At 70.0% G+C, this 26,384-nt stretch carries 23 protein-coding genes and 1 tRNA gene; 8 read left to right on the top strand and 16 right to left on the bottom strand.

Annotated elements, in window-relative coordinates:
- Positions 1 to 243: 243 nt before the first annotated feature.
- The 5 genes from JUB13_RS01545 to JUB13_RS01565 all read left to right on the top strand — a co-directional run bounded on the left by JUB13_RS01545 (position 244) and on the right by JUB13_RS01565 (position 5,110).
- Positions 244 to 2,397: a hypothetical protein gene (locus JUB13_RS01545; protein ID WP_207476608.1), complete on the top strand. Its 2,154-nt coding sequence runs from the start codon at positions 244 to 246 to the stop codon at positions 2,395 to 2,397.
- 73 nt (positions 2,398 to 2,470) lie between these two features.
- Positions 2,471 to 3,595 (top strand): TAXI family TRAP transporter solute-binding subunit, encoded by a 1,125-nt coding sequence (locus JUB13_RS01550; RefSeq protein WP_236024648.1) that lies wholly within the window; start codon positions 2,471 to 2,473, stop codon positions 3,593 to 3,595.
- Between the two features lie 284 nt (positions 3,596 to 3,879).
- Complete coding sequence (locus JUB13_RS01555) at positions 3,880 to 4,152, top strand: hypothetical protein (protein ID WP_207476609.1); 273 nt, start codon at positions 3,880 to 3,882, stop codon at positions 4,150 to 4,152.
- Positions 4,152 to 4,577 carry a glycosyltransferase family 39 protein gene (locus tag JUB13_RS01560; protein ID WP_207476610.1) on the top strand — a complete coding sequence of 142 codons (426 nt, stop codon included), beginning with the start codon at positions 4,152 to 4,154 and terminating at the stop codon, positions 4,575 to 4,577. The genes JUB13_RS01555 and JUB13_RS01560 overlap by 1 nt, the downstream gene beginning before the upstream one ends.
- Positions 4,517 to 5,110 (top strand): hypothetical protein, encoded by a 594-nt coding sequence (locus JUB13_RS01565; RefSeq protein WP_207476611.1) that lies wholly within the window; start codon positions 4,517 to 4,519, stop codon positions 5,108 to 5,110. Before JUB13_RS01560 ends, JUB13_RS01565 begins: the two co-directional genes overlap by 61 nt.
- A gap of 332 nt (positions 5,111 to 5,442) precedes the next feature.
- Here JUB13_RS01565 and JUB13_RS01570 read toward each other — a convergent pair.
- The 8 genes from JUB13_RS01570 to ligD form a co-directional block, all read right to left on the bottom strand.
- Positions 5,443 to 5,529: transfer RNA gene (locus JUB13_RS01570), tRNA-Leu, on the bottom strand.
- Positions 5,530 to 5,613: 84 nt separating this feature from the next.
- Positions 5,614 to 5,850 carry a hypothetical protein gene (locus tag JUB13_RS01575; protein WP_207476612.1) on the bottom strand — a complete coding sequence of 79 codons (237 nt, stop codon included), beginning with the start codon at positions 5,848 to 5,850 and terminating at the stop codon, positions 5,614 to 5,616.
- A 90-nt stretch (positions 5,851 to 5,940) separates the two neighbouring features.
- Positions 5,941 to 6,699, bottom strand: coding sequence for a competence/damage-inducible protein A (locus JUB13_RS01580; protein ID WP_207476613.1), 759 nt, complete (start codon positions 6,697 to 6,699; stop codon positions 5,941 to 5,943).
- A gap of 87 nt (positions 6,700 to 6,786) precedes the next feature.
- Positions 6,787 to 7,416, bottom strand: coding sequence for a response regulator (locus tag JUB13_RS01585; protein ID WP_207476614.1), 630 nt, complete (start codon positions 7,414 to 7,416; stop codon positions 6,787 to 6,789).
- A 144-nt stretch (positions 7,417 to 7,560) separates the two neighbouring features.
- Positions 7,561 to 9,111 carry a SpoVR family protein gene (locus JUB13_RS01590; protein ID WP_207476615.1) on the bottom strand — a complete coding sequence of 517 codons (1,551 nt, stop codon included), beginning with the start codon at positions 9,109 to 9,111 and terminating at the stop codon, positions 7,561 to 7,563.
- Positions 9,112 to 9,137: 26 nt separating this feature from the next.
- Positions 9,138 to 10,448, bottom strand: a complete 1,311-nt coding sequence (locus JUB13_RS01595; protein ID WP_207476617.1) for a YeaH/YhbH family protein — start codon at positions 10,446 to 10,448, stop codon at positions 9,138 to 9,140.
- 32 nt (positions 10,449 to 10,480) lie between these two features.
- On the bottom strand, positions 10,481 to 12,424 hold the full coding sequence (locus JUB13_RS01600) for a PrkA family serine protein kinase (RefSeq protein ID WP_207476618.1): 1,944 nt from the start codon (positions 12,422 to 12,424) through the stop codon (positions 10,481 to 10,483).
- A 633-nt stretch (positions 12,425 to 13,057) separates the two neighbouring features.
- Positions 13,058 to 13,954, bottom strand: coding sequence for a non-homologous end-joining DNA ligase (ligD, locus tag JUB13_RS01605; RefSeq protein WP_207476620.1), 897 nt, complete (start codon positions 13,952 to 13,954; stop codon positions 13,058 to 13,060).
- A gap of 99 nt (positions 13,955 to 14,053) precedes the next feature.
- Between ligD and JUB13_RS01610 the strand changes: the two genes are divergently transcribed.
- Positions 14,054 to 14,200: a hypothetical protein gene (locus JUB13_RS01610; RefSeq protein WP_207477455.1), complete on the top strand. Its 147-nt coding sequence runs from the start codon at positions 14,054 to 14,056 to the stop codon at positions 14,198 to 14,200.
- A gap of 55 nt (positions 14,201 to 14,255) precedes the next feature.
- On the opposite strand, the gene JUB13_RS01615 is transcribed toward JUB13_RS01610, so the two are convergent.
- Positions 14,256 to 15,848 (bottom strand): alpha-amylase family glycosyl hydrolase, encoded by a 1,593-nt coding sequence (locus JUB13_RS01615; protein WP_207476622.1) that lies wholly within the window; start codon positions 15,846 to 15,848, stop codon positions 14,256 to 14,258.
- Complete coding sequence (locus tag JUB13_RS01620; RefSeq protein ID WP_207476624.1) at positions 15,845 to 19,234, bottom strand: DEAD/DEAH box helicase; 3,390 nt, start codon at positions 19,232 to 19,234, stop codon at positions 15,845 to 15,847. The genes JUB13_RS01615 and JUB13_RS01620 overlap by 4 nt, the downstream gene beginning before the upstream one ends.
- A 350-nt stretch (positions 19,235 to 19,584) precedes the next feature.
- On the opposite strand from JUB13_RS01620, the gene JUB13_RS01625 reads away from it, so the two are divergent.
- Positions 19,585 to 19,794, top strand: coding sequence for a hypothetical protein (locus JUB13_RS01625; RefSeq protein WP_207476626.1), 210 nt, complete (start codon positions 19,585 to 19,587; stop codon positions 19,792 to 19,794).
- An 18-nt stretch (positions 19,795 to 19,812) separates the two neighbouring features.
- Here JUB13_RS01625 and mobB read toward each other — a convergent pair whose 3' ends face one another.
- The 3 genes from mobB to JUB13_RS01640 all read right to left on the bottom strand — a co-directional run bounded on the left by mobB (position 19,813) and on the right by JUB13_RS01640 (position 22,733).
- Complete coding sequence (gene mobB / locus JUB13_RS01630; RefSeq protein WP_207476627.1) at positions 19,813 to 20,322, bottom strand: molybdopterin-guanine dinucleotide biosynthesis protein B; 510 nt, start codon at positions 20,320 to 20,322, stop codon at positions 19,813 to 19,815.
- A 107-nt stretch (positions 20,323 to 20,429) separates the two neighbouring features.
- Entirely contained in the window at positions 20,430 to 21,674 is a 1,245-nt protein-coding gene (locus JUB13_RS31735; RefSeq protein ID WP_211115443.1) for a pentapeptide repeat-containing protein, read from the bottom strand.
- Positions 21,675 to 21,677: 3 nt separating this feature from the next.
- Positions 21,678 to 22,733 (bottom strand): protein phosphatase CheZ, encoded by a 1,056-nt coding sequence (locus JUB13_RS01640; protein WP_207476629.1) that lies wholly within the window; start codon positions 22,731 to 22,733, stop codon positions 21,678 to 21,680.
- A 172-nt stretch (positions 22,734 to 22,905) separates the two neighbouring features.
- On the opposite strand from JUB13_RS01640, the gene JUB13_RS01645 reads away from it, so the two are divergent.
- On the top strand, positions 22,906 to 23,946 hold the full coding sequence (locus tag JUB13_RS01645) for a dienelactone hydrolase family protein (protein ID WP_207476631.1): 1,041 nt from the start codon (positions 22,906 to 22,908) through the stop codon (positions 23,944 to 23,946).
- A gap of 80 nt (positions 23,947 to 24,026) precedes the next feature.
- Here the strand turns inward: JUB13_RS01645 and JUB13_RS01650 are convergent, their stop codons facing one another.
- From JUB13_RS01650 to JUB13_RS01660, 3 genes are all read right to left on the bottom strand, one after another.
- Entirely contained in the window at positions 24,027 to 25,034 is a 1,008-nt protein-coding gene (locus JUB13_RS01650; RefSeq protein ID WP_207476633.1) for a TIM44-like domain-containing protein, read from the bottom strand.
- 115 nt (positions 25,035 to 25,149) lie between these two features.
- On the bottom strand, positions 25,150 to 25,926 hold the full coding sequence (locus JUB13_RS01655) for a hypothetical protein (protein ID WP_207476635.1): 777 nt from the start codon (positions 25,924 to 25,926) through the stop codon (positions 25,150 to 25,152).
- 20 nt (positions 25,927 to 25,946) lie between these two features.
- Positions 25,947 to 26,375 (bottom strand): DUF350 domain-containing protein, encoded by a 429-nt coding sequence (locus JUB13_RS01660; RefSeq protein ID WP_207476637.1) that lies wholly within the window; start codon positions 26,373 to 26,375, stop codon positions 25,947 to 25,949.
- Positions 26,376 to 26,384: the final 9 nt, after the last annotated feature.

The following is a 26,384-nucleotide window of genomic DNA, read 5'->3' on the forward strand; positions in this document are numbered from 1 at the left end:
GGTAGGGCGCGGCCCCGAAGTGCATACCCGTCCCAATGGGCTACCCCCTTGCGGCAGGCCAGCGCGCGCACAATCGCTTCCTACATCGTTACACAATCGTAATATAATGTCCCGTCCGGCCACCACGGTGAGGTGCCGGGCCGGCTCGGGCCTGTGGGACCCAAAGGGAGGCCTAGGCACCGAGCCCAACCGCCATGCGGCCGGCATGGCCAAGAAGGCGCGTCACGCGCCGGAGGGTGACCGATGGATGCTCCGTATCTCGTGGCCGGACAGCGGATCCGCTCCGTCCGGAGCTTGAGCGGGGGCAGTCCTGGTACGGTATCCTTGTATGGAACGGCGGGCTTCGTCAGCGCGCGGCTCCGAGAGGCCGGCTATGTCGGCCCCGATCTCTTCACGCCCGAGGCCTACGGCCGGCTCGCTCTGTATTCGCGCGGCGACGTGGGCAGGATCCTGGCCCTGTGCGACGCCGCCCTGCGGGCGGCAACACAGGCGCGTCTCGATGAAATCCCTGCCGAGATCGTCGACATGGTGGCGCGCTCCATTTCGGCCCCGCCCGCGCTTATAGGTCGCGCCCCGGGCGGCACCGGAGCCGTTGGCGTGGCGCAGCCCCCCTGCTGGCAGATCCTGGAGGATCATTACGGAAGCCCGTCACGCGTGCCCCCCGTCACCACGCCGGACATGCCGCCCGAGCCCCCCCTCGCGCCGCGCCGGCCCCTCGCCGGCTATGGCCTGCTTGCCGCGAGCTTCCTGACCGCGGCGGCCCTCGGAAAGAACGTGGATGCGGTGATCGACGGCGGCCGGACCCTATGGGCCGAGCTCGGGCGGGCATGGACCGCAGAAGCGGCGGAATCGCCGGACGCGCGCGTGACGATGCAGCCGTCCTCCTTGCCCGCGCTCCCGGAGCCAGGCTCCACGGTTCGGGCCGAACGTCACCAGATCCCGCCGGAATCGCCCCCCGACCTTGCCGCCCTGGTCCCGGCGCCCGGCGCCGCGCCGTCCGCCGGATTGGCCGGCGCGGCGCCCGGCGGGCTGCCGGGAAAGTCGATTGCGGCGCCAGCCGAGCCTCCCCTCATACAGGCCGAGGCGGGCTACGGGAACTCCGATGGCCCCGGCGAATCGGGGGCGTCCGGCCCCCCGCCCGAGGAGGCGACGCGCGACGAAGTTGGCAACGCGGCGGAAGAACTGGAAGACACGTCCCCGGCCCCAGATGCATATGCCGGCGAAACCATCCCCTCGATGCCGGCCACGGACGATGCCCCGCCGGTCGCCAGGGACGGGGAGGCTATCGACGCGCTCATCGGTGCCGCGGCGGTAGCGCCCCAGGAGTCTGGCGATCCCCACGAGCCCGGTGAGCCAAGCGAGCCCGGTGAGCCAAGCGAACCCGGCACGCCAGCCGCAGCACCCGATCTGACAGCCGAGGAGATGCGGCCCGCGCCCGAGCCATCTCCCGACGGGGCGCCCGGACCGGCGATGGAACCCACGACCGCAGAGGAGCGGCCCGACGAGCGACCCGACATGGCGCCGCCCGCTGCCGTGTCGGCCGAAAGCCCTGCCTTGTCCATAGAACCGGCGGCCGTGACATCGGCACCGACTGCCGCAGCGGCCGAACCGGCGGCCGAACCAGCAGCCGAGGCGGCCGAACCCGCTGCGGTGGCTACGGAAGCCGCCATCGGGACTGCGCCCGCCGGGGAAGCGCCCGCCGGGGAAGCGCCCGCCGGGGAAGCGCCCGCCGCGGAACTGCCGGCGGAGGTTGCGGCGGAGCCTGCGACACTCCCGACCGGCACGCCCAAGGAGATGGGAGGGTCCGAAGCCGCGCAGCTGCCAGATGCGGCTCAGCCTCCGGATACGCCGGCCCGAGATCCCGCGGCTGCGGCGCCCATCGCTGCGCCGCCCTCGCCTGCCCACCCCTCGCCTGCCCAGCCCTCACCTGCCCAGCCCTCACCTGCGCCGTCCCCGTCGGACACGGCAGTGGCCGTGACCGCCCCGCCCCCATCGCCAACTGCGCAGGAGACGGCCGAACCCGTCCACGCCGTCCCGCAGCCCCCCGCCCCGCCCCCGCCCGCCATGCAGCGGCCGGCGGCACAGCGCCCCGCCGCGCCACCGGGACCTTCGGTGCCGCTGCTGATCCGGCGCGGGGACGAGCTGCTGCAGCAAGGCGACGTGGCGGCGGCGCGGCTCTTCTATGAGCGCGCTGCCGACCAGGGCAGCAGCGAGGCTGCCGTCGCGCTCGGCAGGACCCACGATCCCGTGGTGCACAGGCAGATGGGGGTCCGCGGCCTGACCGCGGCGCCCGACCAGGCCGAAAGCTGGTACCGCCGGGCGATGGCCGCCGGCAGCGCCGAGGCCGAGGCCCGGCTGCGTGACCTCGCGGCCTGGCGTGCGCGGCAGGGCCGCTGAGCGCGTGCGCGGCAGGGCCGCTGAACGAAGGCGTGGTGGACGACCAACGAAGAACGGAAGCAGGGAGGATCGGATGCAGTGGGCGATCACGCGGCGGTTGATGCCGGGCGCGCGCCGGGGCCTGGCCATGGGTCTCCTCGGGGCGGTTCTGGGACTCGCCGGGCCGGCGAGCCTGCCGGCGCGCGCCGCGGACCAGCCGTCGGACCGGGTGAACGCCGGCACGGTCGGCATCGTCTCGGGCGGCGTCGAGGGGACCTATGTCCGGATCGCGGCCGACTTGGCGGCGGTGCTCGACGATGGCGACAGGCTCCGGATCCTGCCGGTGCTGGGGAAGGGATCGGTCCAGAATCTCGGGGACATTCTGCACCTGAGGGGCATCGACATCGGCATCGTGCAATCCGATGTGCTGGCCTATGCCCGGCGCGAGAACCTGTTCCCAAACCTCGCCAACCGGGTCCGCTACGTCACGAAGCTCTACAATGAGGAGTTCCACGTCCTTGCTCGGCCCGAGATCGCCGGCATCGAGGATCTGGCCGGGCGCAAGGTCAACATGGATGTCCGCAGCAGCGGCACCGCCATGACGGCATCGCTGGTGTTCGGCGCGCTGAAAATCGCCGTGGAGCCCACGAACTTCGACCAGTCCCTGGCCCTGGAGAAGCTGCGCCGGGGCGAGATCGCGGCGCTGGCCTACGTCGCCGGCAAGCCCGCGCGCCTCTTTCGCGACGTCAGGCCCGAGGAGGGCCTGCATTTCCTGGCTATCCCGCCGACGCCCGAGCTGCTCCAGGACTACCTGCCCTCGCAGCTCAGCCACAGGGAATACGAAGGCCTGATCGCGCCGGACGCGCCCGTCGACACGGTGGCGGTCGGCGCCGTCATGGCTGTCTACAACTGGGAGCGCAACAGCGAGCGCTACCGCAAGGTTGCCCGGTTCGTGGAGGCGTTCTTCAGCCGCTTCGACGAGTTCCTGAAGCCGCCGCGCCATCCGAAATGGGCCGAGGTGAACCTCGCGGCAACCGTTCCGGGCTGGACGCCGTTCGAGCCGGCCGTGGCCTGGCTGCGCCAGGCCTCCGTGGCCGAGGCCGATCCGGCGGCGCGGGACGCCTTCCGCAACTTCGCCGCACGGCGCGGCATTCCGGGCGAGCAGGCCGAGGCGCTGTTCGAGCAGTTCCTGCGCTGGCAGGCACGGGCGCAGCAGTAAGGCACCTGCGCGACCCGCATCGCGTCGGCGGCAGTCCTGCGCGGCACCGCCACGGAGGACTGCCGTGGCGCCATACCGCGCTGGCGGCGGTATTGCGGAATTCACCTAAAATGCTCGCAGGATCCATTGATCCGCATCCGCGCCGAGGGACGATCCGGAGATCACCCCCAGCGGCGGGGATCAGCGATGGTCAGGACCGGCGATGCCGGATCAGGCATCCTCCACCCCCCGGGCCGCCACGGCGCACCGGACGCATCAGCGGCCAGGGACGGCGGAACCGGACCATGACCGGGGCGGCCTCGGCAGCATTCCGGGATGACGCGCCGCCCCTGCGGCTGGCCGGCGGCACCGCGATCGCCTGCGTGCCGGTGCTGGCACTGCTGCGGGTGGATGCCGGCACAGGGCATCTCTGGCTCGACGAGATCTTCGGAGCGACCTACGTGGCGCAGGGCTTCGGGGACGCCCTGATCGGGGCCCTGCGCTTCGACCTGCATCCGCCGGCCTGGTACGCGCAGCTCAACCTCTGGCCGCTTTCGGCGTCGGCGATCGCTGGCTGATGGCCAATTCGGTGGCATGGAGCCTAGCCGCGATCCTGCTTCTGTACCTGTGCGCACGCCGGGTCCACGGCGAGGCCGTGGCGCTGGCGGCAGCGCTCCTGCTGGCCGTGTCGCCGATGTCGCTGCATTTCGCCGGCCAGCTCCGCATGTATTCCATGATCACCTGCCTTGCCGTGCCGGCCTGGTATTTCACCCACAGCATGGCGGCGGGATCGCGCCCCCGGCTTGCAGCGCTGCTGGCCGGCCTGGCCGAAGTGGCCGTGATCTACAGCCAGGCGACCGGCGTGATGCTCGTCGTCTCGACCTCGGCGTACGGCCTGCTCCTGATGCGCAAGGCGCCGGACGGCCGAAGGCGCTTCGGTTTGTGGCTGGGATCGCGGGCGATCACCGGCGCGCTCGCCTTCCGGCCATCGCCAACGCCATGATCCGCTCGGTCAATCATGTGACCGTGCCGGATGGCTGGATCGTCCTGGACACGCTTTCGACCATGACGGCCGGTTCGTCCGTCGGCCCGGCGCTGGGCCTGCTTGCCGCGGCGGTGGCGATCATCGCGCTCGGCCTGACGGTGGACCGGCGGCCGCTCGCGCTGATCCTCGCCTTCCTCGTGCTGCCCATCGGACTCCTGTTCCTGGTCAGCCACGCACTGCGGCCGGCCTGGCATCTGCAGAACTTCGTCGTCATCCTGCCGATCCTGACGCTGATCCTCGCAGCGGCGCTGGTCACGCTCTACCGGACCTTCCGCGGCCGTCGCCTGCGCATGACGCTCGTCCTCGCCGCGGCCGCGCTTGTCCTCGTCATGGCGGAGCGCGGGCGCGAGCTGGCCGCAGCGCCCAAGCCCAACGTCTTCCAGACCCTGGCAGGAGCCCTGCGTGCCCAGGCGGAACCGGGCGACACGATCCTCGCCACCGACAACTTCGCCTTCTGGAGCCTGGCGCGCTATGCCGCCGGACCGCGCTAGGGCTCGGTCCTTGCGGTTCAGGACCCCGATCTCCAGGAACGCTGGGCGGCGATCCGCGCCTATTTGCCGCCGGCCATCCTGCCCCTGGTGGGGCTGGAGCCGCGGAGCGACGCGATCTCCGCCGGCGGGCTGACCCTGCGCGTGGGCTGGCGCGCCCTTGCCGGCCCCGGGCTCCCCGAGCGCGCCTGGATCGTCAGCTTCCGGCCCGAGGATCCCCGCCCGCTTCGGCATGGCCGAGATGGACCGCCGCGACTTCGACGGCGCGGTCCTGGCGCTGTGGACGCCCCGCGCGATTTCCGGCACGGACTGATGGCAAACGCACGGTCTGCCGCTGGTGCGGACGGCGGGACTCGAACCCGCACTCCCTTCCGGAAAACAGATTTTAAGTCTGCTGCGTCTACCGGTTTCGCCACGTCCGCACGCATCCTGTCGTGCCACAGCGCGGAGCCGGGCGCGAGCGTGTTTTCGCGGCGCGTGCGCAGCGGCGCGGGCGATCATCCGCCCTATTCGTCGCTAGCGCGGCCCAGGGTCATGACACCGGCGGCGACCGCGACGCCGCCGAAGGTCACCATCAGCCCGAAGAACAGCATGAAGGCGCCGATCAGCCAGTCGTCGCTGGCCCCCAGGAGCGTGCGCAGGCTGCCGACATCCAGGGCCAGGAGGCCGAGGCCGAGCGAGGCGCCGCCCATCGCTCCGCAGACCAGGTGCTTCGCCAGGAAGAGCAGAAGGGTCGTCTGCATGGGGTGCTCCGGAGACGCAGGTCTCTCAGTCCGAGAATGGGATTCACGCGCGGTGGTTCCACTCCGGAGCCGATAAAGGCGTCCTCTGCCCTATGCCTGTCCGACGGTCACCGTGGGCTCGCCGCCCAGCGAGCGGACCAGCGCGCACAGCTCGCCGGTTGCGCGCTCCAGCTCGGCCTCGTCGGTCCCGCGCAGCACGAGGCTGACGCCGAAGCCGCCGACACCGAAATAGGGATAGCTTCCGATATCGAGCGCGGGGTAGCGCTGCTGCAGCGCGCCCAGGCCCTCGGCGATCGTGCCCTCGGGGACGCGGCAGCTCACCGTCCGCGCGAGGACCGGCGGACCGCTCTTCAACCGGGGGGCGAGCTGCTCGAACATCGCCTGCATGATCGAGGGCACGCCGGCCAGCACGAAGACGTTGTCGATCTGGTAGCCCGGCGCGGCGCTGATCGGATTGTCGACCAGCGTCGCGCCGCTCGGGATCGCCGCCATGCGGAGCCGCGCCTCGTTCAGCTTCGCCGGGTCGCCGTAATGGGCATCGAGCCGGCGCACCGCCTCGGGGTTGCGCTCCAGCGGCACGCCGAAGGCGCGCGCGATGCATTCGCTGGTGATGTCGTCATGGGTCGGGCCGATCCCGCCGGTCGTGAAGACGTAGTCGTAGCGGGCCCGGCAGGCGTTGACGGCCGCGACGATCTCCTCGGCAATGTCGGGCACGACTCGCGCCTCGCGGACCCGGATTCCGAGCTCGCCGAGGCTGCGTCCGAGGAAGGCCAGGTTCGTGTCCTGGGTGCGGCCGGAAAGGATCTCGTTGCCGATGATCAGCACGCAGGCGGTGACGACGGGATCCATGGGCCCTTCCCTTCTTCTGCACGGCGGGCGACGGAGCCCGGCGCGCAGTCTAGCGGGCGGGGCATGGGCGCGAAAGGCCGCGCCGGATCAGAGGGCCCGGCGCATCTCCTGCGCGCGCAGCGCTGCCTGGGTCCGGTTCTTGGCGCCGAGCTTGCGGCAGATGCCGCGGATGTGGAGCTTGATCGTGACCTCCTGGAGGTCCAGCGCCCGGGCGATCTCCTTGTTGGACCAGCCCTTCTCGAGATAACCCAGCACCTCGCGCTCGCGCTGGGTCAGAGGGGTCATGCCCTCGGGGCCGGGCCCGTCCGGCTCCTCGGCCTGCGCCTCGAAGGCGTCGAAGGGGACGAAGCGCTCGCCGGCCAGGATCAGCTTGATGGCGGAGACCAGGGCCGGCCCCGTCAGCGTCTTCGGCAGAAAGCCCTTGGCCCCGATGTCGAGCGCCCCGCGGACCTCCTCCTGGGTGGCGCCGCCGGACATCAGGACGACCGGGACCTGCCCCACCTTCTCCCGCATGCGGGCGAGGCCCTGCAGCCCGTTCATGCCTGGCATCTTCAGGTCGAGGATAACGAGGTCGAGGGCCGTGCCCGTGTCGGCGATCTCCACCGCGGCCCCGAGGGAATCTGCGGTCAGCACCTCGGCGCTGGGCTCCAGGCGCTCGATGTAGCTCTTCAGCGCGTCACGGACCAGGTTGTGGTCGTCGGCAAGCAGCACGCGCATCGCACATCCGTGACGTCGTTTGGACCGGCAGCATACTTATCGATTATGACGAATGCCTATTCTTCCGCATAGTCCGTAGAACGTCCGACGGGGCCGCCCGACACCGCCTCGCGAGCGCCGCTATGCCGGAAGCTCCCGTTTCCGTCATCCCAGCAGGACTGAGCTGCCCGCGACGGTATGCTCCTTCAGGACGGCCTCCGAGGTGGCGTCGACCTCGATCAGCGCGACCTCGTAGCCCCAAAGGTTCGCGATGTGCCGGAGCACGGCGCGCGCATCCGACTCGTCCAGCAGGATCCGGTTGGTGACCCGGTGCTGCAGCAGCAGCTTGCGGTCGCCCGCGAGATCCACGTCGACGATCTGGATGTCGGGCTCAAGCCGCGCGATGTCGTAGCTGCGTGCCAGGGCCTTGCGCAGGCTGCGGTAGCCGCGCTCGTTGTGGATGTTCTCCACCACAAGCTCCGGCTCGGTCGCGTCGTTGCGGACCTGGAACAGGCGCAGCTTGCGCATCAGCGCAGGGCTCAGGAACTGCAGGACGAAGCTCTCGTCCCGGAAATTGGCCCAGGCGTCCCGCAGCGTGCCCATGGGATCGCCGTTGCCGGCCCAGTCGGGGAACCATTCGCGGTCCTCCAGCGTCGGGTCGCTCGCGATGCGGGCGATGTCCTGCATCATCGCGAAGCCCAGGGCATAGGGGTTGATGCCGGAATACCGCGGGTCGTCGAATTCCGGCTGGAAGACAACGGCCGTATGGCTATGCAGAAACTCCAGCATCGCGCCTTCGTTGATCTGCCCCTTCTGGTGCAACCGATTCATGATGTAGTAGTGGGTGTAGGTTGCACACCCCTCGTTCATCAGCTTCGTCTGCTTCTGCGGATAGAAGTACTGCGAGATATGGCGCACGATCCTCAGCAGCTCCCGCTGCCAGGGCTTGAGGCGCGGCGCCTTCTTCTCGAGGAAGTAGAGGATGTTCTCTTCGGGCAGCCCCAGCAGCGCCTTGCGCTCGGCCACGGCCGTCGACGCCTCGGGGCGGCCGGGCTTGGTCGGCACCGTCCGCCAGAGGTCGTTGTACATCTTCTCCTGATACGCCTGCCGCTCGCGCTCGCGCTGCTCCTCCTCGCGCAGGTCCGGCGCCGTCTTGCGGGGATAGCGGTGCACGCCGTGGGACATCAGCGCATGCGCCGCGTCCAGCACCCGCTCGACCGCCGACTGGCCGTAGCGGTCCTCGCAGCGCGAGATGTAGTTCTTTGCGAATTCCAGGTAGTCCAGGATGCCCTTGGCATCCGTCCACTGCCGGAAGAGGTTGTTGTTCTTGAAGAAATGGTTGTGGCCGAAGGCGGCGTGGGCGATCACCAACGTCTGCATGGTCATGGAGTTCTCCTCCATGACGTAGCTGATGCAGGGGCTGGAATTGATCACGATCTCGTAGGCGAGGCCGCGCAGGCCCTTGCGGTACAGCATCTCGTCGCGCGCGAAATGCTTCCCGAACGACCAGTGCTTGTACATCAGCGGCATGCCGATGGACGAATAGGCGTCCAGCATCTGCTCCGAGGTGATCACCTCGATCTGGTTGGGATAGATGTCCAGGCCCATCTCGCCCCGCGCGACCGTCTCGATCGCGTCGTAGACCCGCTTGATCTTGTCGTAGTCCCAGTCGGCCCCCTCGTAGAGCAGGCCGGGTTCGCTGAGCTGGTTGAGCATGCTGGGCTGCCTCGTGGCCTGGGGCCTTATCCTGGGGCGTTCTCGCGGGCGAAGAGCTCGCGGAAGACGGGGAATATCTCGCGCCGGTTCTTGACCCGCCGCATGGCCATGGCCTGGCCGGGCTTGTTGGCGACGTGCTTGTAGGTCCGCCACAGGTCGGTCTCGCGCCCGAAGGCGGCACCGAGCGCCCCGCCGAGCGAGCCCTCGTGATCCTGCGCCACCTCGATGTAGGCGAAATACTGGCACATCGGGAGGATCACATCCTCCAGCAGCGAGGCGGCGTGGCTGTTGTCGTTGGACATGTTGTCGCCATCCGACGCCTGGGCAGCGTAGATGTTCCACTCGTCCGGCGGATAGCGGTCGCGCACGACTTTCTGCATCTCCTCCAGCGCCGTCGAGACGATCGTGCCACCGGTCTCGGTCGAGTAGAAGAACGTCTCCTCGTCGACCTCCTTCGCCTCGTGGGTGTGGCGGATGAAGACGATGTCCACGTGCCTGTAGCGGCGCTTCAGGAACAGGAACAGCAGCATGAAGAACCGCTTGGCGAGGTCCTTCATGTGCTCTGTCATGGAGCCCGAGACGTCCATCAGGCAGAACATCACGGCCTGGGCCACCGGCCGCGGCACCCGCTCGAAGCGGTTGTAGCGGACGTCGATCGGGTCCAGGTACGGGATCAGTCGCGACCGCCGCAGGTAGCGCTCGAGCTGCTCGCGCAGCTCCTGGAGCTCGACGACGTCGCCGTGCCCGCCCTCGAGCTCGCGGATCCGCTGCTCGAGCTCCTCGATCTCCGCCGGCTTCGGCCGCTTCAGCGCAATCCGACGCGACAGGCTGTTGCGCATGGTGCGCACCAGGTTGAGGTTCGAGGGCGAGCCCGTCGGGCTGTAGCCGGCCCGGTGGATCGAGTAGCTCTCGCTGCGCTTGACCTTCTGCTTCACGAGGTCGGGCAGCTCAAGGTCCTCGAGGAAGATGTCCAGGAACTCGTCCCGCGACAGGACGAACCGGAAATCATCCTCGCCCTCGCCGCTGTCCGAAGCCTCGTTGCCGCGCCCCTGCCCCCCGCCCTGCGGGCGAGGGATGCGGTCTCCCTCCACATACTCCTTGTTGCCGGGGACGACGTGCTCGCGCAGCCCCCCCGAGGAGCCGTGATGGAAGCTGGGCTCGCGGACGCCGCCGGTCGGGATCGAGATCTTCTCGCCGTTCTCGATGTCCTGGATGCTCCGGCGACTCGAGGAGTCGCGCACCGCCTTGACGATCTGTTCCTTGGCACGCCGCAGGAAGCGCTGGCGGTTCGCCAGGCTCTTCCCTTGAGGGTTCAGCCGCCGGTCGATGATGTTCATTCGATGCGCTTTCCCACCTTCGCTCAGGGCGCTCAGCCGGCCTGCTTCACGCGCATGTACCACTCGACCAGGCGCCGGACCTGCCGCTCGGTGTAGCCGCGCGACATCATCCGGCTGACGAACTCGGTATGCTTCTTCTCGGACTCGCTGTCCTTCTTGGAGCCGAAGGAGATTACCGGCAGCAGGTCCTCGACCTGACTGAACATCCGCCGCTCGATCACGTCGCGGATCTTCTCGTAGGAGGTCCAGGACGGGTTCCGTCCGGCGTTGTTGGCGCGCGAGCGCAGGGCGAACTTCACGACCTCGTTGCGGAAGTCCTTCGGGTTCGCAATGCCCGCCGGCTTCTCGATCTTGGTCAGCTCCTGGTTCAGCAGTTCGCGGTTCAGAAGCTGGCCGGTGTCGGGATCTTTGAAGTCCTGGTCCTCGATCCAGGCGTCGGCATAGTCGACGTAGCGGTCGAAGAGGTTCTGCCCGTAGTCGTTGTAGCTCTCGAGGTAGGCCTTCTGGATCTCGTTCCCGATGAATTCGGCATAGCGCGGCGCCAGCTCGCCCTTGATGAACTCCAGGTAGCGCTTCTCGGTCTCCTCCTGGAACTGCTCGCGGCGGATCGCCTGCTCCAGGATGTACATCAGGTGCACGGGGTCGGCGCCGACCTCGTTGTTGTCGTAGTTGAAGGTCGAAGCCAGGACCTTGAAGGCGAAGCGGGTGGATATCCCCTCCATGCCCTCGTCGACGCCGGCCGCGTCCTTGTACTCCTGCATGGACTTGGCCTTGGGGTCGGTCTCCTTCAGGCTCTCGCCGTCATAGACCCGCATCTTGCTGTAGATCGAGCTGTTCTCGTGCTCCTTCAGGCGCGAGAGCACCGAGAAGCGGGCCAGCATCTCCAGCGTCGCCGGCGCGCACGGGGCCGTCGCCAGGTCAGAGCCGCGGACGAGCTTCTCGTAGATCGCGATCTCCTCGGTCACCCGCAGGCAGTAGGGGACCTTGATCACGCAGATCCGGTCGATGAAGGCCTCGTTGTTCTTGTTGTTCTTGAAGCTCTGCCACTCGGACTCGTTGGAATGCGCCATGATGATGCCCGAGAAGGGCATGGCGCCGATGTTCTCGGTGCCGACGTAGTTCCCCTCCTGCGTCGCCGTCAGCAGCGGGTGCAGCATCTTGATCGGCGCCTTGAACATCTCGACGAATTCGAGGATGCCCTGGTTCGACCGGTTCAGGCCGCCGGAGAAGCTGTAGGCGTCGGGATCGTTCTGGCTGAACACCTCCAGCTTGCGGATGTCGACCTTGCCGACCAGCGAGGAGATGTCCTGGTTGTTCTCGTCGCCGGGCTCGGTTTTGGAGATGCCGATCTGGCGCAGCTTGGAGGGCATCAGCCGGACGACGCGGAACTTCGAGAGGTCGCCGCCGAACTCGTCCAGCCGCTTGATCGCCCACGGGCTCATCAAGCCGGTCAGCCGCCGCTGCGGAATGCCGTAGAGATCCTCGATCTCCTCGCCCATCAGCTCGGGATCGAACAGGCAGAGCGGGCTCTCGAAGACCGGGCTGATCTCCTTGCCGGCCTTGAGCACATAGATCGGATGATGCTCCATAAGGCTCTTCAGGCGCTCGGCCAGAGAGGACTTTCCGCCACCGACGGGACCCAGCAGGTACAGGATCTGCTTGCGCTCCTCGAGCCCCTGCGCCGCATGGCGGAAGAAGCCGACGATGCGCTCGATGGTCTCCTCCATGCCGAAGAAGTCGGAGAAGGCCGGGTACACCTTGATCGTGCGGTTCAGAAAGATGCGCGACAGCCGCGGGTCCCTCGCCGTGTCGACGACGTCGGGCTCGCCGATGGCGGCCAGGATGCGCTCCGGGGCCGTGGCATAGGCCATAGGGTCGCGCTTGCACAGGTCGAGGTACTCGGACAGGGACATTTCAGTCTCCCGTCGGCCCTCGTAGTTACGGGAGTAGCGGCTGAAAAGGTCCTCGGCCTGCATAGTTCACTCCATCGAGCTCTGTGTTCCAGCCCCGCCTCGCGCGACGGGCGCGCTCGGCCGCGGCGCGAAACCGCGTCCGCATGCGACGGTGGCTACGATCTCTCCCAGCCGGCCTCGTCCTTGATGCTGCGAGGCCGTTCGACACGTCCCGATCCGTGATCCCGGCTCGATCTTCATCGAGCGTATAATCGGACGCGGGATTGTCCACGAACGAAATGGGCGGAAAGCGTTATCGCTCAAAAGGTCACCGGAGCCGAACCGGGGCGCGGGGGACGCACCACCACCAAACAGATTCGGCGCCAGTCGTGGCGAGACCATGGCTCTTTCGGGGAGGTCCGGCGGCAGCCCCGCCCCGGTTGCGACAGTCCGGCCTGCGGCCGCCGCCGAAGGGCAGCCTGCGGGACCCGGGACTGCGGGGCATGGCTTCAAGCCTGACACCCTCCTCGCCTACAATGGTTAATTGATACCCTAGGACGGGCGGCGTTAATAAGCCCTTTCGACGCGACGACACCGCAATTTGTCCCCGTCCGTTTCGGCCTGGGGACCACGCCGTCCCTGAAATTTCAACGTCCGAAGGTACGGCCTCGTTCCGTCCGGAAGACCCTTCCGGGGCTCGACTCGGGACGACCGCTCTCAGGCGTTGGCGGACGGGAGCGGCCGGCCGGCCTCGAAGAAGCCGGCCCAGGGATCGGGCCCGCCGAGCCGGCCGGGGAGCGTCGCGATGGAAAGCTCGCCCGGGCCCTCGATGTACGGCAGGTCGTCCCACGCCAGCGGGGTGCTGACGGGCGCGCCGCTGCGGGCCCGCGGCGAATAGGGCGCTACGGCCGAGGCGCCGCGCCGGTTGCGCAGCACGTCCACGAAGATCCGGCCGGCACGCTCGGTCTTGGCGAGCGCGGTGGTGAACCGGTCCGGGGCATCGCCCGCCAACTCCTCAGCGATGCGGCCCGCCACGGCGGCGGCGCGCTCCCAGGGCTGGCGGGGCGCCAGCGGCACGACCACGTGCAGCCCCTTTCCGCCCGAGGTCTTCAGGAAAGGCGCGAGCCCGGCGGCCTCGATCCGCCCGGCGACGTCCCGCGCCGCGGCGGCGATCGATCGCCAGTCGATGCCCTCGCCGGGGTCCAGGTCGAAGACGAGGCGGTCGGCATGCCCGGGATCGTCGGCGAGGGCGCCCCAGGGGTGGATCTCCAGCACTCCCACCTGGACGAGGGAAACGAGCCCGGCCAGATCCTCGACGACGGGGACGAGCACCGTCGTCTCGGTCGCCAGCACGGGTACCCGCCGGATCGCCTTGCCGAATCCGGGCCCGACGTTCCGCTGCACGAAGCAACGCCGGCCGTTGCCACGCGGGCAGCGCACCAGCGTCAGCGGACGGCCGGCCACATGGGGCAGCATGCGCGCGGCCACGCGCTCGAAATGGCGCGCCAACTCGGCCTTGGTGACGCCCTGGCCCGGCCAGACCGGTCGGTCCGGGTGGGTCAGGGCGACCCCGGCAATCTCCACGCTTCCGGTTTCGGCGGTCTTGCTGGTCATGAAGGGGGAACGCCGGCGCAGCGGTCTATGTTTCACCCCAGCTGTGTTTCGCCACGGTGGAAGGAGACGTCCATGCAACCCGATCCATCGCATCCCGGAATGGATGATCCATCCCTGCCCGACGAGGAGGCGGAGCGCCGCCGCGACGCCCCCGAGCAGGCCGGCATCATCCCCGGCGAGATCCCCGGCCGGCCAAAGACGCCGTCCGATCCGCGCTTTCCCGGCAGCATGCCCGACCTCGCCTGAGCGTTCGGGCCAAAGGCTCCGCGGCGGGGCGGCGAACTTTCGCCACGGGACCGGATCAGGGTCCGTCCAGCGCGATCACGACCCCCTCGTCCCCGCGTAGCCTGACCTCGTTCCTCACCGCCTCGCCCTGGCGGTCCAGCGCCGTCGAGAGCGCGATGCGCCCTAAGGGCACGGCGATCTGGTGCGGCATGCGGCCGAGGTTCAGCGCGACGGCGAAGCGTCGGCCGCCGTGCTCCCGCTCGAAGGCGAGAACGTCCCCGCCCGCGCTCATCAGCCGGAAGTCGCCGATGGCAAGGGCCGGTTCCCGGCGGCGCAGCGCGATCAGCTCGCGGTAGAAGGAGAGCAGGCTCCGGGGATCCTCGCGCTGGGCCGCGACATTGACCCAGTCCGCATCCTCGGCGATGGGCAGCCAGGGATCCCCGGCGGTGAAGCCGGCGCCCTTTCCGCCCTCCCACTGCATGGGAGTGCGCTGAGGATCGCGGCCGAGGCCGAGGCCCGGAACGTTCTTCTCGAAAGGGTCCTGGATCCGCTCGGGCGGGATCCGCACATCGGTCATGCCGATCTCGTCGCCATAGTAGAGCGTCGGCGTGCCGCGCAACGTCAGCAGCAGCATCGCGGCGACCCGCGCCTGATCGCGGCCGACCCGGCTGGCGATCCGCGGCTTGTCGTGGTTGCCGAGCACCCAATTCGGCCATCCGCCGGGCGGCAGGTGCCGCTCGTACTCCTGCACCATGAAGTCGATGGTGCGGGCATGCCACGGCGCCTCGATCAGCTGGAAGTTGAAGGGCAGATGCGCACCGTCGAGGTCCGCGCCGTAATAGGCCACCAAGCGCTCGACCGGCAGGTAGATCTCGCCGATCAGCAGCCGGTCCGGGAACTCGTCCATCACGGCGCGCATCTCGCGCACGATGTTCTGAACCTCGGGCCGATCGGTCGTGTAGAACGGCACGAAACGCTGGAACGGGTCCTGCCCCGGACGCCAGTCCGGGTTCATGGGGTTGTCGCGGAACTGCTCGTCCTTGATCAGGTGGTAGATCACGTCGACCCGGAACCCGTCGACGCCGCGGCCCAGCCAGAAGCGCAGCACGTCGTACATGGCGCCGCGCAGCTCGGGGTTGCGCCAGTTCAGGTCGGGCTGCTCCTTCAGGAAGGCGTGATAGTAATACTGTCCCGTCGCGGCGTCGTATTCCCAGCCGCTGCCGCCGAAGGTGGAGAGCCAGTTGTTCGGGGGACCGCCCTCCGGGCCGGGATCGTGCCAGATGTACCAGTCGCGCTTGGGATTGTCGCGCGAGGACCGGCTCTCGAGGAACCAGGGATGCTGGTCCGAGCTGTGGTTGGGCACGAAATCCAGGATCACCTTCAGCCCGCGGCGGTGCGCCTCGTGCAGCAGCCGGTCGAAATCATCCATGGTGCCGAAGAGCGGGTGGATGCCCACGTAGTCTGAGACGTCATAGCCGAAATCCTTCATGGGCGAGGGATAGATCGGCGAGAGCCAGATCGCGTCCACGCCCAGCCAGCACAGGTGGTCCAGCTTCTCCGTGATCCCCCTCAGGTCGCCCACGCCGTCGCCGTCGAGGTCGCGGAAGGATCGTGGATAGATCTGGTAGACGATGCCGCTCTGCCACCACCGCACGTGATCCCCGTTCATGAGGCAGCCCTCCTCCTGGGTTCTTCGGCGAATGCCGCGCCGGCGAGCTCGTTCAGGATGCGCCGCAGGTAAGGCAGCCGGGCGGTGCCCGTCGCCGCTTCGGCGAAGGTCACCGAGATGCGGCCGTCGGGCCGGCGCCGCGCTTCCGGACGGCCGGCCAGGAAGCCTTCGCCCTGCGTCCCGCCAGCCGCGCGCAGGGTGATCAGCGCGCCGCGCGGGCCGATGTCGAGCTGCTCGACCTGCGCCTCGCGGCAGAGCCGCTTCAGCTCCGGCAGGACGAGCAGTGTCCGGGCCTCGGGAGGCAGCGGGCCGCGGCGCTCCTCCAGATCCTGGGCGAAGGCGTCGGCCGCGGCCGCGTCCGGCAGGTTCGCGATGGTGCGGTAGAGGGCCAGGCGCTCGTTCAGGTCCGGCACATAGGCGTCGGGGATCAGCACCGGAAGGTCGAGCGTGATGCGCGGCGCCCACGGCACCTCGACGGGCCGGCCGTCCGCCGCCGCGGCGACCGCGCTCCGCAGGAGCTCCTGGAACAGCTCGGCCCCGACGCCGCGCACATGGCCCGACTGCTTCTCTCCCAGCAGGTTCCCGGCTCCGCGCAGCTCCATGTCGCGGCTGGCGAGCTCAAAGCCCGAGCCCGGATCGGCCAGCTCGGCCACGGTCGCAAGACGCCGCCGGGCCTCGGGCTTCAACGCCGCTCCAGGCTCCGTCGTCAGCAGGCAGATCCCGCGCGAGCCGCCGCGTCCGACCCGCCCACGCAGCTGGTAGAGCTGGGCGAGGCCGAACATGTCCGCGCGGTGAACGACCAGCGTGTTGGCCGTCGGAATGTTGAGGCCGGATTCGATGATGTTCGTCGCAAGCAGCACGTCGGCGCCGCCTTCAGCGAAACCGGACACGGCGGCGTCGAGCTCGTCCGGCGACATCTTCCCGTGCGCCGTCGCGATCTCCAGGCCGGGCACCAGCCGTGCCAAGCGCTCCGCCACCGTCTTCAGGTCCGACAGGCGTGGGCAGACGTAGAAGCTCTGCCCGCCGCGCCGCTGCTCGCGCAGCAGCGCCTCGCGCACGGCGGCTTCGTCGAACTCCAGCACACGGGTGCGCACCGGCCGGCGTGCCACCGGCGGGGTCGCAATCACCGACAGGTCGCGCAGGCCGGCCATCGCGATCTGGAGCGTGCGGGGGATCGGCGTCGCGCTGGCCGTCAGGACGTGGACGCCTTCGGCAACGCGCTTGAGCTTCTCCTTCTGGTCGACGCCGAAGCGCTGCTCCTCGTCGACGATCAGCAGGCCGAGATCGGCGAAATCGAGGTCGAGCAGCGCATGGGTGCCGATCACGATCCGCGCCTTGCCTTCGGCCGCCGCCTTGCGCACCGCCTCGGCATCCTCCCCCCCGCGCGTCGCCTCGGCCACGGTGATCCCGAAGCCCGAGAAACGGGCCTGGAACTCGCGGAAATGCTGGCGGGCGAGCGGCAGCGTCGGCGCGACCACGGCCACCTGCCGCGCGGACTGGGCAATCACGAAGGCGGCCCGCAGGAGCACCTCGGTCTTGCCGAAGCCGACATCGCCGATCACCAGGCGATCCATGAGCCGCCCGGAGGCCAGATCCGCGAGGACGTCGTCAACCGCGCGCTGCTGGTCCTCGGTCTCCTGGTAGGGAAAGCGCGCCAGGAACCGCGTCCAGGGCCGCGGCGGCGGCACCACGGGCTCGGCCCGCGTGGCGGCGCGGCGGGCCTGCGTCGCCACCAGCGTATCCGCCGCCTGGATAAGGTCGCCGATGGTCCGGGCGAGCCGGTTGCGCCACGCCACGCCACCGAGCCGGTCGAGCGGCGCTTTCTCGGTCGCGGCCCCGAAGCGCCAGAGCAGGTCGAGGCTCTCGACGGGCACCAGCAACCGGTCGTTGTCGCGGTAGATCAGGCGGATGCACGCATGTGGGGCATCGCCCGCGTCGACGGCCTCGATCCCGTCGCACAGTCCGACGCCGTGGTCGGCGTGGACGACGAGGTCGCCCAGCCGCAGCGGGACGTCGAAGGCGGCCGCCAGCGCGGCGCCGCCGGCCTCCTCCTCGCGCCGTGGCGAAAGATCTGCAGCGGCGACGACCGCGAGATCCGGCGCCGTGAATCCGCGGACCAGCGGCAGCACCGCGATCGACACCGGCTCCGCCGGGTCGAATGCCCGCGCCAGCGGCGGGCGGGCGCCAAGACGGCGAACCAGTGTTGCACGCTGGCCGTCCCGGGCAGCGGCCAGGACGACCGGCCAGCCCGCCGCCTGCTGGGCCGCGACGTGATGGGCCAGGTCCTCTGGGCTGCCCGAAAGGTCGGGTCCGGCCCGTCCGCCGGCATCCTCCTCGCCAGGCTCGGGCGGCGACGGGCGCAGGACCCGCAGCGGCCGCTCGTCCAGGGCTCGGTCCCACTCCTCGGCCGTCAGGAACGCCTGGATGGGCGGAATCGGCCTATAGACCGGCAGCCCCCCGCGATCGGCCATGGCGTCCATGCGCCGGCGGCCTTCATAGGCCTCGGCGATCTGCGACAGCCGGTCCTCCCGTGCGTCGTCGACGGTCTCGTCGATGGTCAGCGCTGCCGCGGGCATCCAGTCGAACAGCGTCTCGGTGCCCTCCAGGAAGAGCGGCAGCCAGTGCTCCATCCCCGCGTGGCGGCGCCCGGCCGCCACCGCCCTCGGCAGCGGGTCCGCCGTCTCGGCCTCCGCCCCGAACAGAGCTCCGTAGGACTTCAGGAAGCAGCGGGCCGTCTCCTGACGGAGCACGAGCTCCGAGAGCGGTGCTATGCCGACCTCGGCAACCGCCGAGCCGTCGCGCTCGATCCCGCCAAGGGTTCCCCCGCGCAGCTCGAGATGGACCGGGCCGGTGAAGCCCGGCGGCCAGAGCGCGACCCGGTCGTCATTGGACTGCCGCAGGAAGTCGCCAGGCCCCGCCAGGGCCTCGGCGGGGACGTAGCCCGCATCGAGCAGGTAATCCTCGAACTCCTCCTCCTCCAGCGCATCGCCGACCCGGAGCCGCCGCATGGCCGCTTCGAGATCCCCACGGCGCGGCAGACGACGCAGCAGGGCCATGGGCGAAGTCAGCACGAGGCGCGGGGCCGAGCCAGGGTTCAGCAGGCGCGACAGCGTCGCGACCCGTTCGGCAGAAACGGCGGCGGAGGGCGAAAGGCGGTCGTAAGGTGCGCAGTCCCAGGGTGGAAGGACTAGGACCTCGACATCCCCCGCAAAGAAGCGGGCGGCCGCCGCGAGGCGCCGCAGCCGCTCGCGGTCCGCGGTGACGTGAAGAAGCCCCGCCGCGCCGGCCTCGGCCGCGGCACGCACGAGCCACAAAGCGTCGTAACCGGCGGGCAGCCCCGCGACGGCGCGGCGGTCTTGCCGTGCCGGCTCAAAAGGAAGGTTCATGGATGGGGGTCGCCCAGCTTGCGGAACGCACTGTTTTCAACCCCGCGGCCGAAGCGTTGTTCCGGCAGCCCCGTCGACGGGGGGTTGCCCACCCCTTCGAGACATATGACATGCGGGATATGCTCTTTGTCAGGCGAGCGCTGGCGACCTGTTCGTCCGGATAAGGCTCGTCTGATCCTTCGCACCCGCACAAATACCGGCCTCTTTGTTTCATGCAGATCGTCGTGCGGACCGGTCGTCCGCAACGGCCAGATCAACGGAATGGGGGAAACACGATGCCGAGCATGGGGGGTGCCGTTGGGGGCATGCGCAACGGGCTCGGAAGGCCGGCCGCGGATATCCGCGAGACCATGGCGACCCTGGCGGATGCGGTGCAGCGGATGACGGCCGAGGCCACGGCCTTCCAGCAGAAGCTACGCAGCGTGACCGCCGGGACGCAAGCCGTCATGGATTTCTGCCGGTGCTGCCGACATGCCTGGGAGAGCGACGATCTGGCTCTCATGCTCGCGGAGCGTGACCGACTGAGCCCTGAATTCGGCCATGTTGCCGCCGCCTCCTGACGGTGCGGCGGTCCCCGCTCAGCCGCCGGCGCGATCCAGTCCGGCCGCCGCCAGGATGAAATCCGCCACGCTGTCGACGCGGTCGAGATCGAGGACAGGCACGGCCACCTCCGGAACCGGGCCATCGGACGCCACCGCAAGGATCGACGGGTCGTTCAGGGCCAGCAGCGCCTTGCCGTTCGCACGGCGGAACACCTCGATCTTCGGGTGCGACCCGCGCTTGAACCCCTCTACCAGAAGCAGGTCCACGGGCGTCATGCGAGCCACCAGCTCGTCCAGCGCCGGTTCCGGGTCGCCGCGGTTCTCGTGCATCAGCGCCCAACGGTTGGCGGAGGTGACCATCACCTCGGTGGCGCCAGCCCGCCGGTGCTCGTAGGAATCCTTGCCTGGCTGATCCACGTCGAAGGCGTGATGCGCGTGCTTCACGGTGGAGACGCGCAACCCGCGCGAGACCAGCTCGGGCACGAGGCGCACCATCAGCGTCGTCTTGCCGCTTCCGCTCCAGCCGGCGAGGCCGAAGATCCTCATCCCAAGCGCACTCCCCTCGTCCGATCGCCGGGCCCGGCCCGCGGCCGGAGCTTAGCAGCCGCCCGCCGCCGTTCAATGCTCCGCCGGGCCGCGCCGGCGGCGCATGCTCACGGCGCGAGGCCGGTCCCTTCAAGGTTGGCGCCCGCCAGGTCGACGCCCGTGAGGTCGGCATGGCTGAGGTCGCAGTCCTGGAGATTGGCGGCAGAGAGCCGCGCTCCCGCCAGCCTCGCCCGCACCAGGGACGAGCGGAGGACCCGCCCGTCGGCGCCGATCCGGAGCGGCCCCAGATTGGCGTTCTCCAGGCCGGCATCGATCAAGATCGCGCGGTCGAGCCGGACCCCGCGCAGGTCCGCGCCCCGCAGGTCCGCCGAGCGCAGGTCCGCCCCCTCGAGGCGGGCGGATTGGAACTGGGCGCCATCCAGCCGCGCTCCGCGCAGGCGCGCTCCTGCACCGAGCGCCAGCGTCAGGACGCGCCCACGGAGATCCGCCCCTTCCAGGTCCAGGCCGGCCAAGTTGAGCTGGCGGCCGTCCTTGCCCGCCGATTTCAGCCAGGCGATGTGCATGGCGTAGAGCTCGTCGAAGCTGCGCCGCTGCGCGCCAGGCTCCTCTGTCTCGGCGATGGCGGCCGTCAGGCCCGGCAGGAGGGCCTGGACGCGCTCGTAGTCGGCCTCGCTCCGGATCGCGTCCCCGAGCTTCGCCCCCTCGGTCGAGGCGCCTGTCATGTCGGTGCCACGCAGGTCCGAGCCGCTGAAGTCGGCGCCGTCGAGCTGCGCGTTGACGAGCTTCGAATCCCGCAGGTCGGTACGGATCAGGCGCGCCCCCACCAGACGCGCGCCCGAGAAGTCGGTCGCCCGGGCCACGGATCCCGACAGCTTGGCGCGCGTCAGGTTCGCCCCGGCCATCACGGCGCCGCTCATGTCGGCGGCGCCGGGGTCGAACCCGATCACCTTGACCTCGCCGTCCGCCGAGCGCTGCGCGATGCTGGCGTCCCGCAGGTCGATCTCGGCCATGTTCGCGCCGTCCAGCCGCGCTCCCTTGACGTTCGCGCCCCGGAGGTCGGCCCGCTGCAGCCGCGCGCCGGTCATGTCCGCGGAGCGCAGGTCGGCCCCGAACAGGTCCGCCTGATGCAGCACGCAATAGGACAGGTTGGCATCCCTGAGGATCGCGCCCGAGAGATGGGCGCCCGTCAGGTCCCGCCCCGACAGGTCGAGCCCCGAGAGGTCGAAGAAGGGCATGTTGGCCCGTGCTCCGTTCGGGCGGCCCTCCATGAAGCGACGGTGTCGTTCGCAGACGCGGTCGAGCTGCTCCTGAGTCAGCCTGACCCGCGCCTTGCGCTCGTCTTCGATCGCCATCGCTCAGCCGAACAGCGCGTCGATGTCCGACTGGCTGATCTCCGCCTTGCCGTTTGCGACCGGCGGTGGAGCCGGTGGCGGCGGAGGCGGTGGCGGCGCGGCCGCCTTGGGCGGCGCGGGCGGTGGGGCGGGCGGCGGCGGGGGAGCCTTGGGCGGCGGAGGCGGGGCCGCGGCCTTGGGCGGCGCCGGAGGCGGCGCCGCTTTCGGAGACGCCGGCGGCTGGGGAGCGCTCCGTGGCGCCGGGGCGGCATGGCCGTTGGGCTTGGGAGGCTCGGCCGCCGGCGCGGCGAAGGAGTTCAGCAAGGCATCGACCGCATCCTGGTCGATCCCGTCGCCGTTGGCGGGGCCGTTCAGCAGATGCGCGTCCGGCCGGGTGTCGTCGCTCCTGCGGTGCGCGGTCGAGACGTCGGCGGACGCGGTGACGCCCTCGACGCCCCAGATCCCGATCATCGTGTTCACGCGCTGCTCGATGTAGCGCAGCGTGTTCACGACCTTGCTGGTGCGCTGCCCGGTGATGTCCTGGAACGAGCAGGCCGTCATGATCTCGATGCACTGGCCTTCGATGATGTCGACCAGGTCGACAGCCTCGTCGCGGTCGCCGACGATCTTGTGCAGGCGTCCGGCGATCTCCTGGATGTGCTCGGTCGCGTTCAGGATCTCGGTCGTCGCCCGCTCGGTTGCGGTCACCACCGCGTCCAACTCGCCGGTCGCCGCCATGATCCGGTTCGATCCCGCGTCCAGCGGGCCCAGCGCCGCGATCTCGCTGCGGGTCTGCTGGATATAGGCGCTCATCTCCTGCAGCTCCTGCCGCAGGATCCGGATATGCGTGCCGCCGCCGGCCACCGGCCCCGCGACGACGTCCTCGCCGCCGACATGGCTGAGCCGGTCGACCTGCCGCGCGAGCCGGTCGCCCAGGCGCCGCCACTCGTCGATGGAATGCAGCCGCGTCCGGCGGTCGCGCATGCGCAGGAAGGCCCGCCCCCGCGCGCTCGCGGCGAGCTGCTCCTCCATCGAGAGGAATTCTTCCTCGCTAAGCTCCAGGAGATCCCCGGTCGTCATGGCGTCTCTTCCGTCCTCGCCCCCCAGGCAGCCTTCCATACAACTCGTGGGAACGTTTATTTTTCGTTTCCTGGCCGAGGATAAAGGCTGGGCGCGGCGCGGTCGCCCCATGCATGGGTTGCGCGTGAACCGGCCGCGACTAAACTCGGCCGCCCGCCAGCGGAGACGAATCGTGAGCCGATCCAGACTTCCCGCCGCGCTGTCGGCATTCCTCCTGCTCGCCGCCTGCGAGACCGCAGGTCCCGCGAAGCCCTCGGCCTCGGCAGTCCAGCAGCCGGCCGCGGGGGCCATCCGCGAATCGGTGGAATCGGCGGATCCCGTCGATTTCGCCGATCTCCTGGCTGCCCGCGGCGAAAAGCGCAGCATCGATACGGAGCTGTACCTGCCTCCCGGGGCGTCCGGGCCGCTGCCGCTGGTCCTGATCGCCCATGGCGACGAGGGCATCACGGACCGCGAGCGGATGTATGCCGGGGAGCTCATGCGCGCCGGCTTCGCCGCGGCGATCCTGGACAGCCTGAAGCCGCGCGGGGACGAGAGCGCGCTTTCGATCGCGGCGCAGCTCAACGATCTCGCCGCGGCCTACCGAAAGTTCGGCTCCGACGCGCGCTTCGACCGGCGGCGCATCGGCGTTCTCGGGTTCTCGCGGGGCGGCACTGCCGCATATCTGGCGGCCCACAGCCCCTTCATCCGTGCCGTCGCCGGCGGGGATGCCCGGTTCGCGGCGCTGATGCCGGTCTATCCCGACTGCCGCTGGCGAATCGAGAAGGTCCAGGCCGCAGCGGTGCCCATGCTGTTCCTGTTCGCGGAAAAGGACGACTGGACGCCGTCCGAGGCCTGCCTGCCCGTCGCCGTGGCCCTGACCGCAGCAGGCAACGCGGTCGCATCCAAGCGCTATGCGAACACCTATCACGGCTTCGACATGGCGCCGATCGAGGTGCGCCAGCGACCCGAGGTCAAGCATGTCGGCGACTGCCTCCACGCCATTGCCCCGAGCGGGGAGACCGCGCTGGAGGGCAAGAACCTGCCCAAGGGCTCCGTGGTGCTCCGCGGGGACTTCAAGGCCTACCGCGCCGCGGCCGAGCAGCGCTGCGGCAAGAGCGGCGTGACCACCGGGGCCCAGCTCGACTGGCGCGGCAACACGACGACCGATGCCGTTGGGTTCTTCACGGAGAGCCTGAAGAACGGACGAGCCGTCGTCGGCTCCACGTCCTGAAGGCACCGTCAAAAAGAACGCCCGGCGGGAGGGCTCCCGCCGGGCGCATCTGACCGGGCCTGCCGGAGGTCAGGCCGGGATCAGGCCTGCTGGATCGCGGCGAGGAGCCACGGCCCCCGCGGCACCCGGCGGAAGGTCCAGACCTCGGTCGCCTCGGTGTCGCGGTCGGCGTCGCCGTCGACCACGCGCCCGGAGGCACGGTCCAGCGTCCAGTCGCGCAGCGCGAAGCGCAGGGCGACGGTGGCGTATTCGGCACCGTTCTCGCGCCAGGATTCCGCCAGGTCGCCCTGGAGAAGCCGGACGCCCGAGATCCGGTTGACCACGCCGCGCTGCGCGTTCTGCTCGATCTCCTCGGCGAAGTAGCCCGTCATCTCGGGCGTCGCGAGCATGCGCAGCCCCTGGACATCCTCGCGGCCATAGGCCTCCTGAACGCCGGTCAGGATCCGCTCGAAGGCCGCATAGTCATCCTGGACGATGCCGACGTCATCGCGCCGCTCGGCACGCTGGGCGCCATAGGCCGCGGCCGCGGGCGCGGCGCCGTAGCCGCCAAGGCCGCCCCCGGCGCTGCCCGCCGGGCGCTGGGGCCAGTCGGTGCTCTCACGGCGCATGGGGCCACCCGCGCCGGCAAGCGCCGGCTGTTGCCGCCGCTGGAACCAGCGGAAGGCCAGACGCGCCAGGAAGACGACCAGAAGGACCTGCAGCAGCAGCCCCAGGATCGAGGCGAAGCCGGCCATGCCGCCGAGGAAGCCGTTGCCGAGCAGCATGCCAATCAGGCCAGCGCCGAGCAGGCCGCCCATCAGGCCGCCGAAGAAGCCGCCGCGCCCGGACAGCAGGCCCGGGCGCGCGGCCGGCGCACCCATGGGAGCCGCCGGACGCTGCACGCCCGGCGCGGGCGTCGCCGAACGCTCCATGGGGTTGGCGACCCCCGGCGCGGTGTTGGTGGCCGGCGGCGCCGAATAGGTGCGGGCGCCGCGGCTGCCAACGGAGCCGCCCTTGCCGGCGCGGGCCTCGGCCGCGACCGGTGCCGCCAGGATGGCAAGCGCAGCGGCGAACGCGACGAAGCGGCGTGAGCGAAGGGTCTGTTTCATTGTCATCCCGTACGGTCGCGGCTCGGATCGGCCGCAACCCCAATATGGGGTCGCTTGTGCCACCAGCAATAGGCGCACGCCCGCCGGATGCACCCAGGCCGCGCCGTCCGTGGTCTCAGAGGGCGTGTCGCGACTTCAGCGCCGCCAGACGGTCGCGCATCGTCTCCGGCGTCGGCTTTGCCCCGCCGACCGCGGAAAGGGCCGAGCGGATGTTGGCATCCTCCTCTTCGGGCCTGGACGGCTTAAGGAGCTTCGCCTTGGCGTTCGCTGCCTCGGCGCTGGCGAGATCGCGCGCCGCCGCATCCTGCATCGCCTTGAGCGCGGTCCCCAGGCTCGACGTCGCGCCCGACAGGCCGGCGGCCTGGCGGGCCGCCTCCGACCGGCGCTCGGCCGCATCGCGCTGCTGCGCTGCGCGCGCCATGTCCCGCTCGGCGCGCGACAGCTCGCTGCGCGCGGCCTTCAGCTTCTGGCCGGCCTCCTGGTAGGTCTTCTCGAGCATGTCGAGGAATTCCTGCGCATCCTTCTCGTCCTGGACCTCGCGGTCGATGTCGGGCGCCATCTGCTCGAGCATGCCGACCAGCGTCTCCAGGCTCTTCTCGAGCTGTCCGCGCCGCCCGGCGTCCTGCTCGGCTTCGAGCTGGTGCTGCAGGTGCTCGGCCGCAGCCATGCGCTGGCGCGAGAGCGCTCCGATCGCCTCGGCCTCCTTGCGCTCCTTCTCGTAGGCGGCGCGCGCCTGCGCGACCTGGAGCCCGAGGGCGTCGAGGTGCTGCTCCATGGTGCGCAGCTCCGCCTCGGTCGCCGATCTGGGATCCCACCGCACCAGGGCCTCGACGGCTGACTGCACGGCCTGGTCGGTCTTCACGCCCACGAGATTGCGGATGAAGGCGTACATGATGGGCTCCTCCGTTGTCCTCAGCCGGCCATCGCGCCGGCATTCATCAGGGCGACCGCGATCTGGACGGCCGCGAGGGTTGTTCCCGCGGCCGCGTTGCCCGTCTCGATCATGGGACGGAGATCGCGGAAGAACAGCAATGCGATGAAGAAGGTTGCGAGCTGCAGCACCACGGCGACCGAGCCCCACACGAGAACATCCGTCACCGAGAGGCTTGTCGCCAGCGTCGCTGCCAGCGGGATCGCGATCGCGACCACGGTCCCCCCGAGCACGATCCCCGCCGCCGGGTTCCCCGACGCCAGCAGCGCCCTCTCGTGCAGCGGGGTGAGCAGCACATAGGCGGCCACGCCGACGAAGAAGAGGCCGAGCGTCGCGCCGAAATGCAGCAGCAGCACCGGCAGGCCAGACGAGAGGCCCTGGAGAATGAGAGGTAGGGTCGGCTGGTCCATGCGGTCCTC

This window comes from Arenibaculum pallidiluteum (genome assembly GCF_017355985.1).
Lineage (GTDB): Bacteria > Pseudomonadota > Alphaproteobacteria > Azospirillales > Azospirillaceae > Arenibaculum > Arenibaculum pallidiluteum.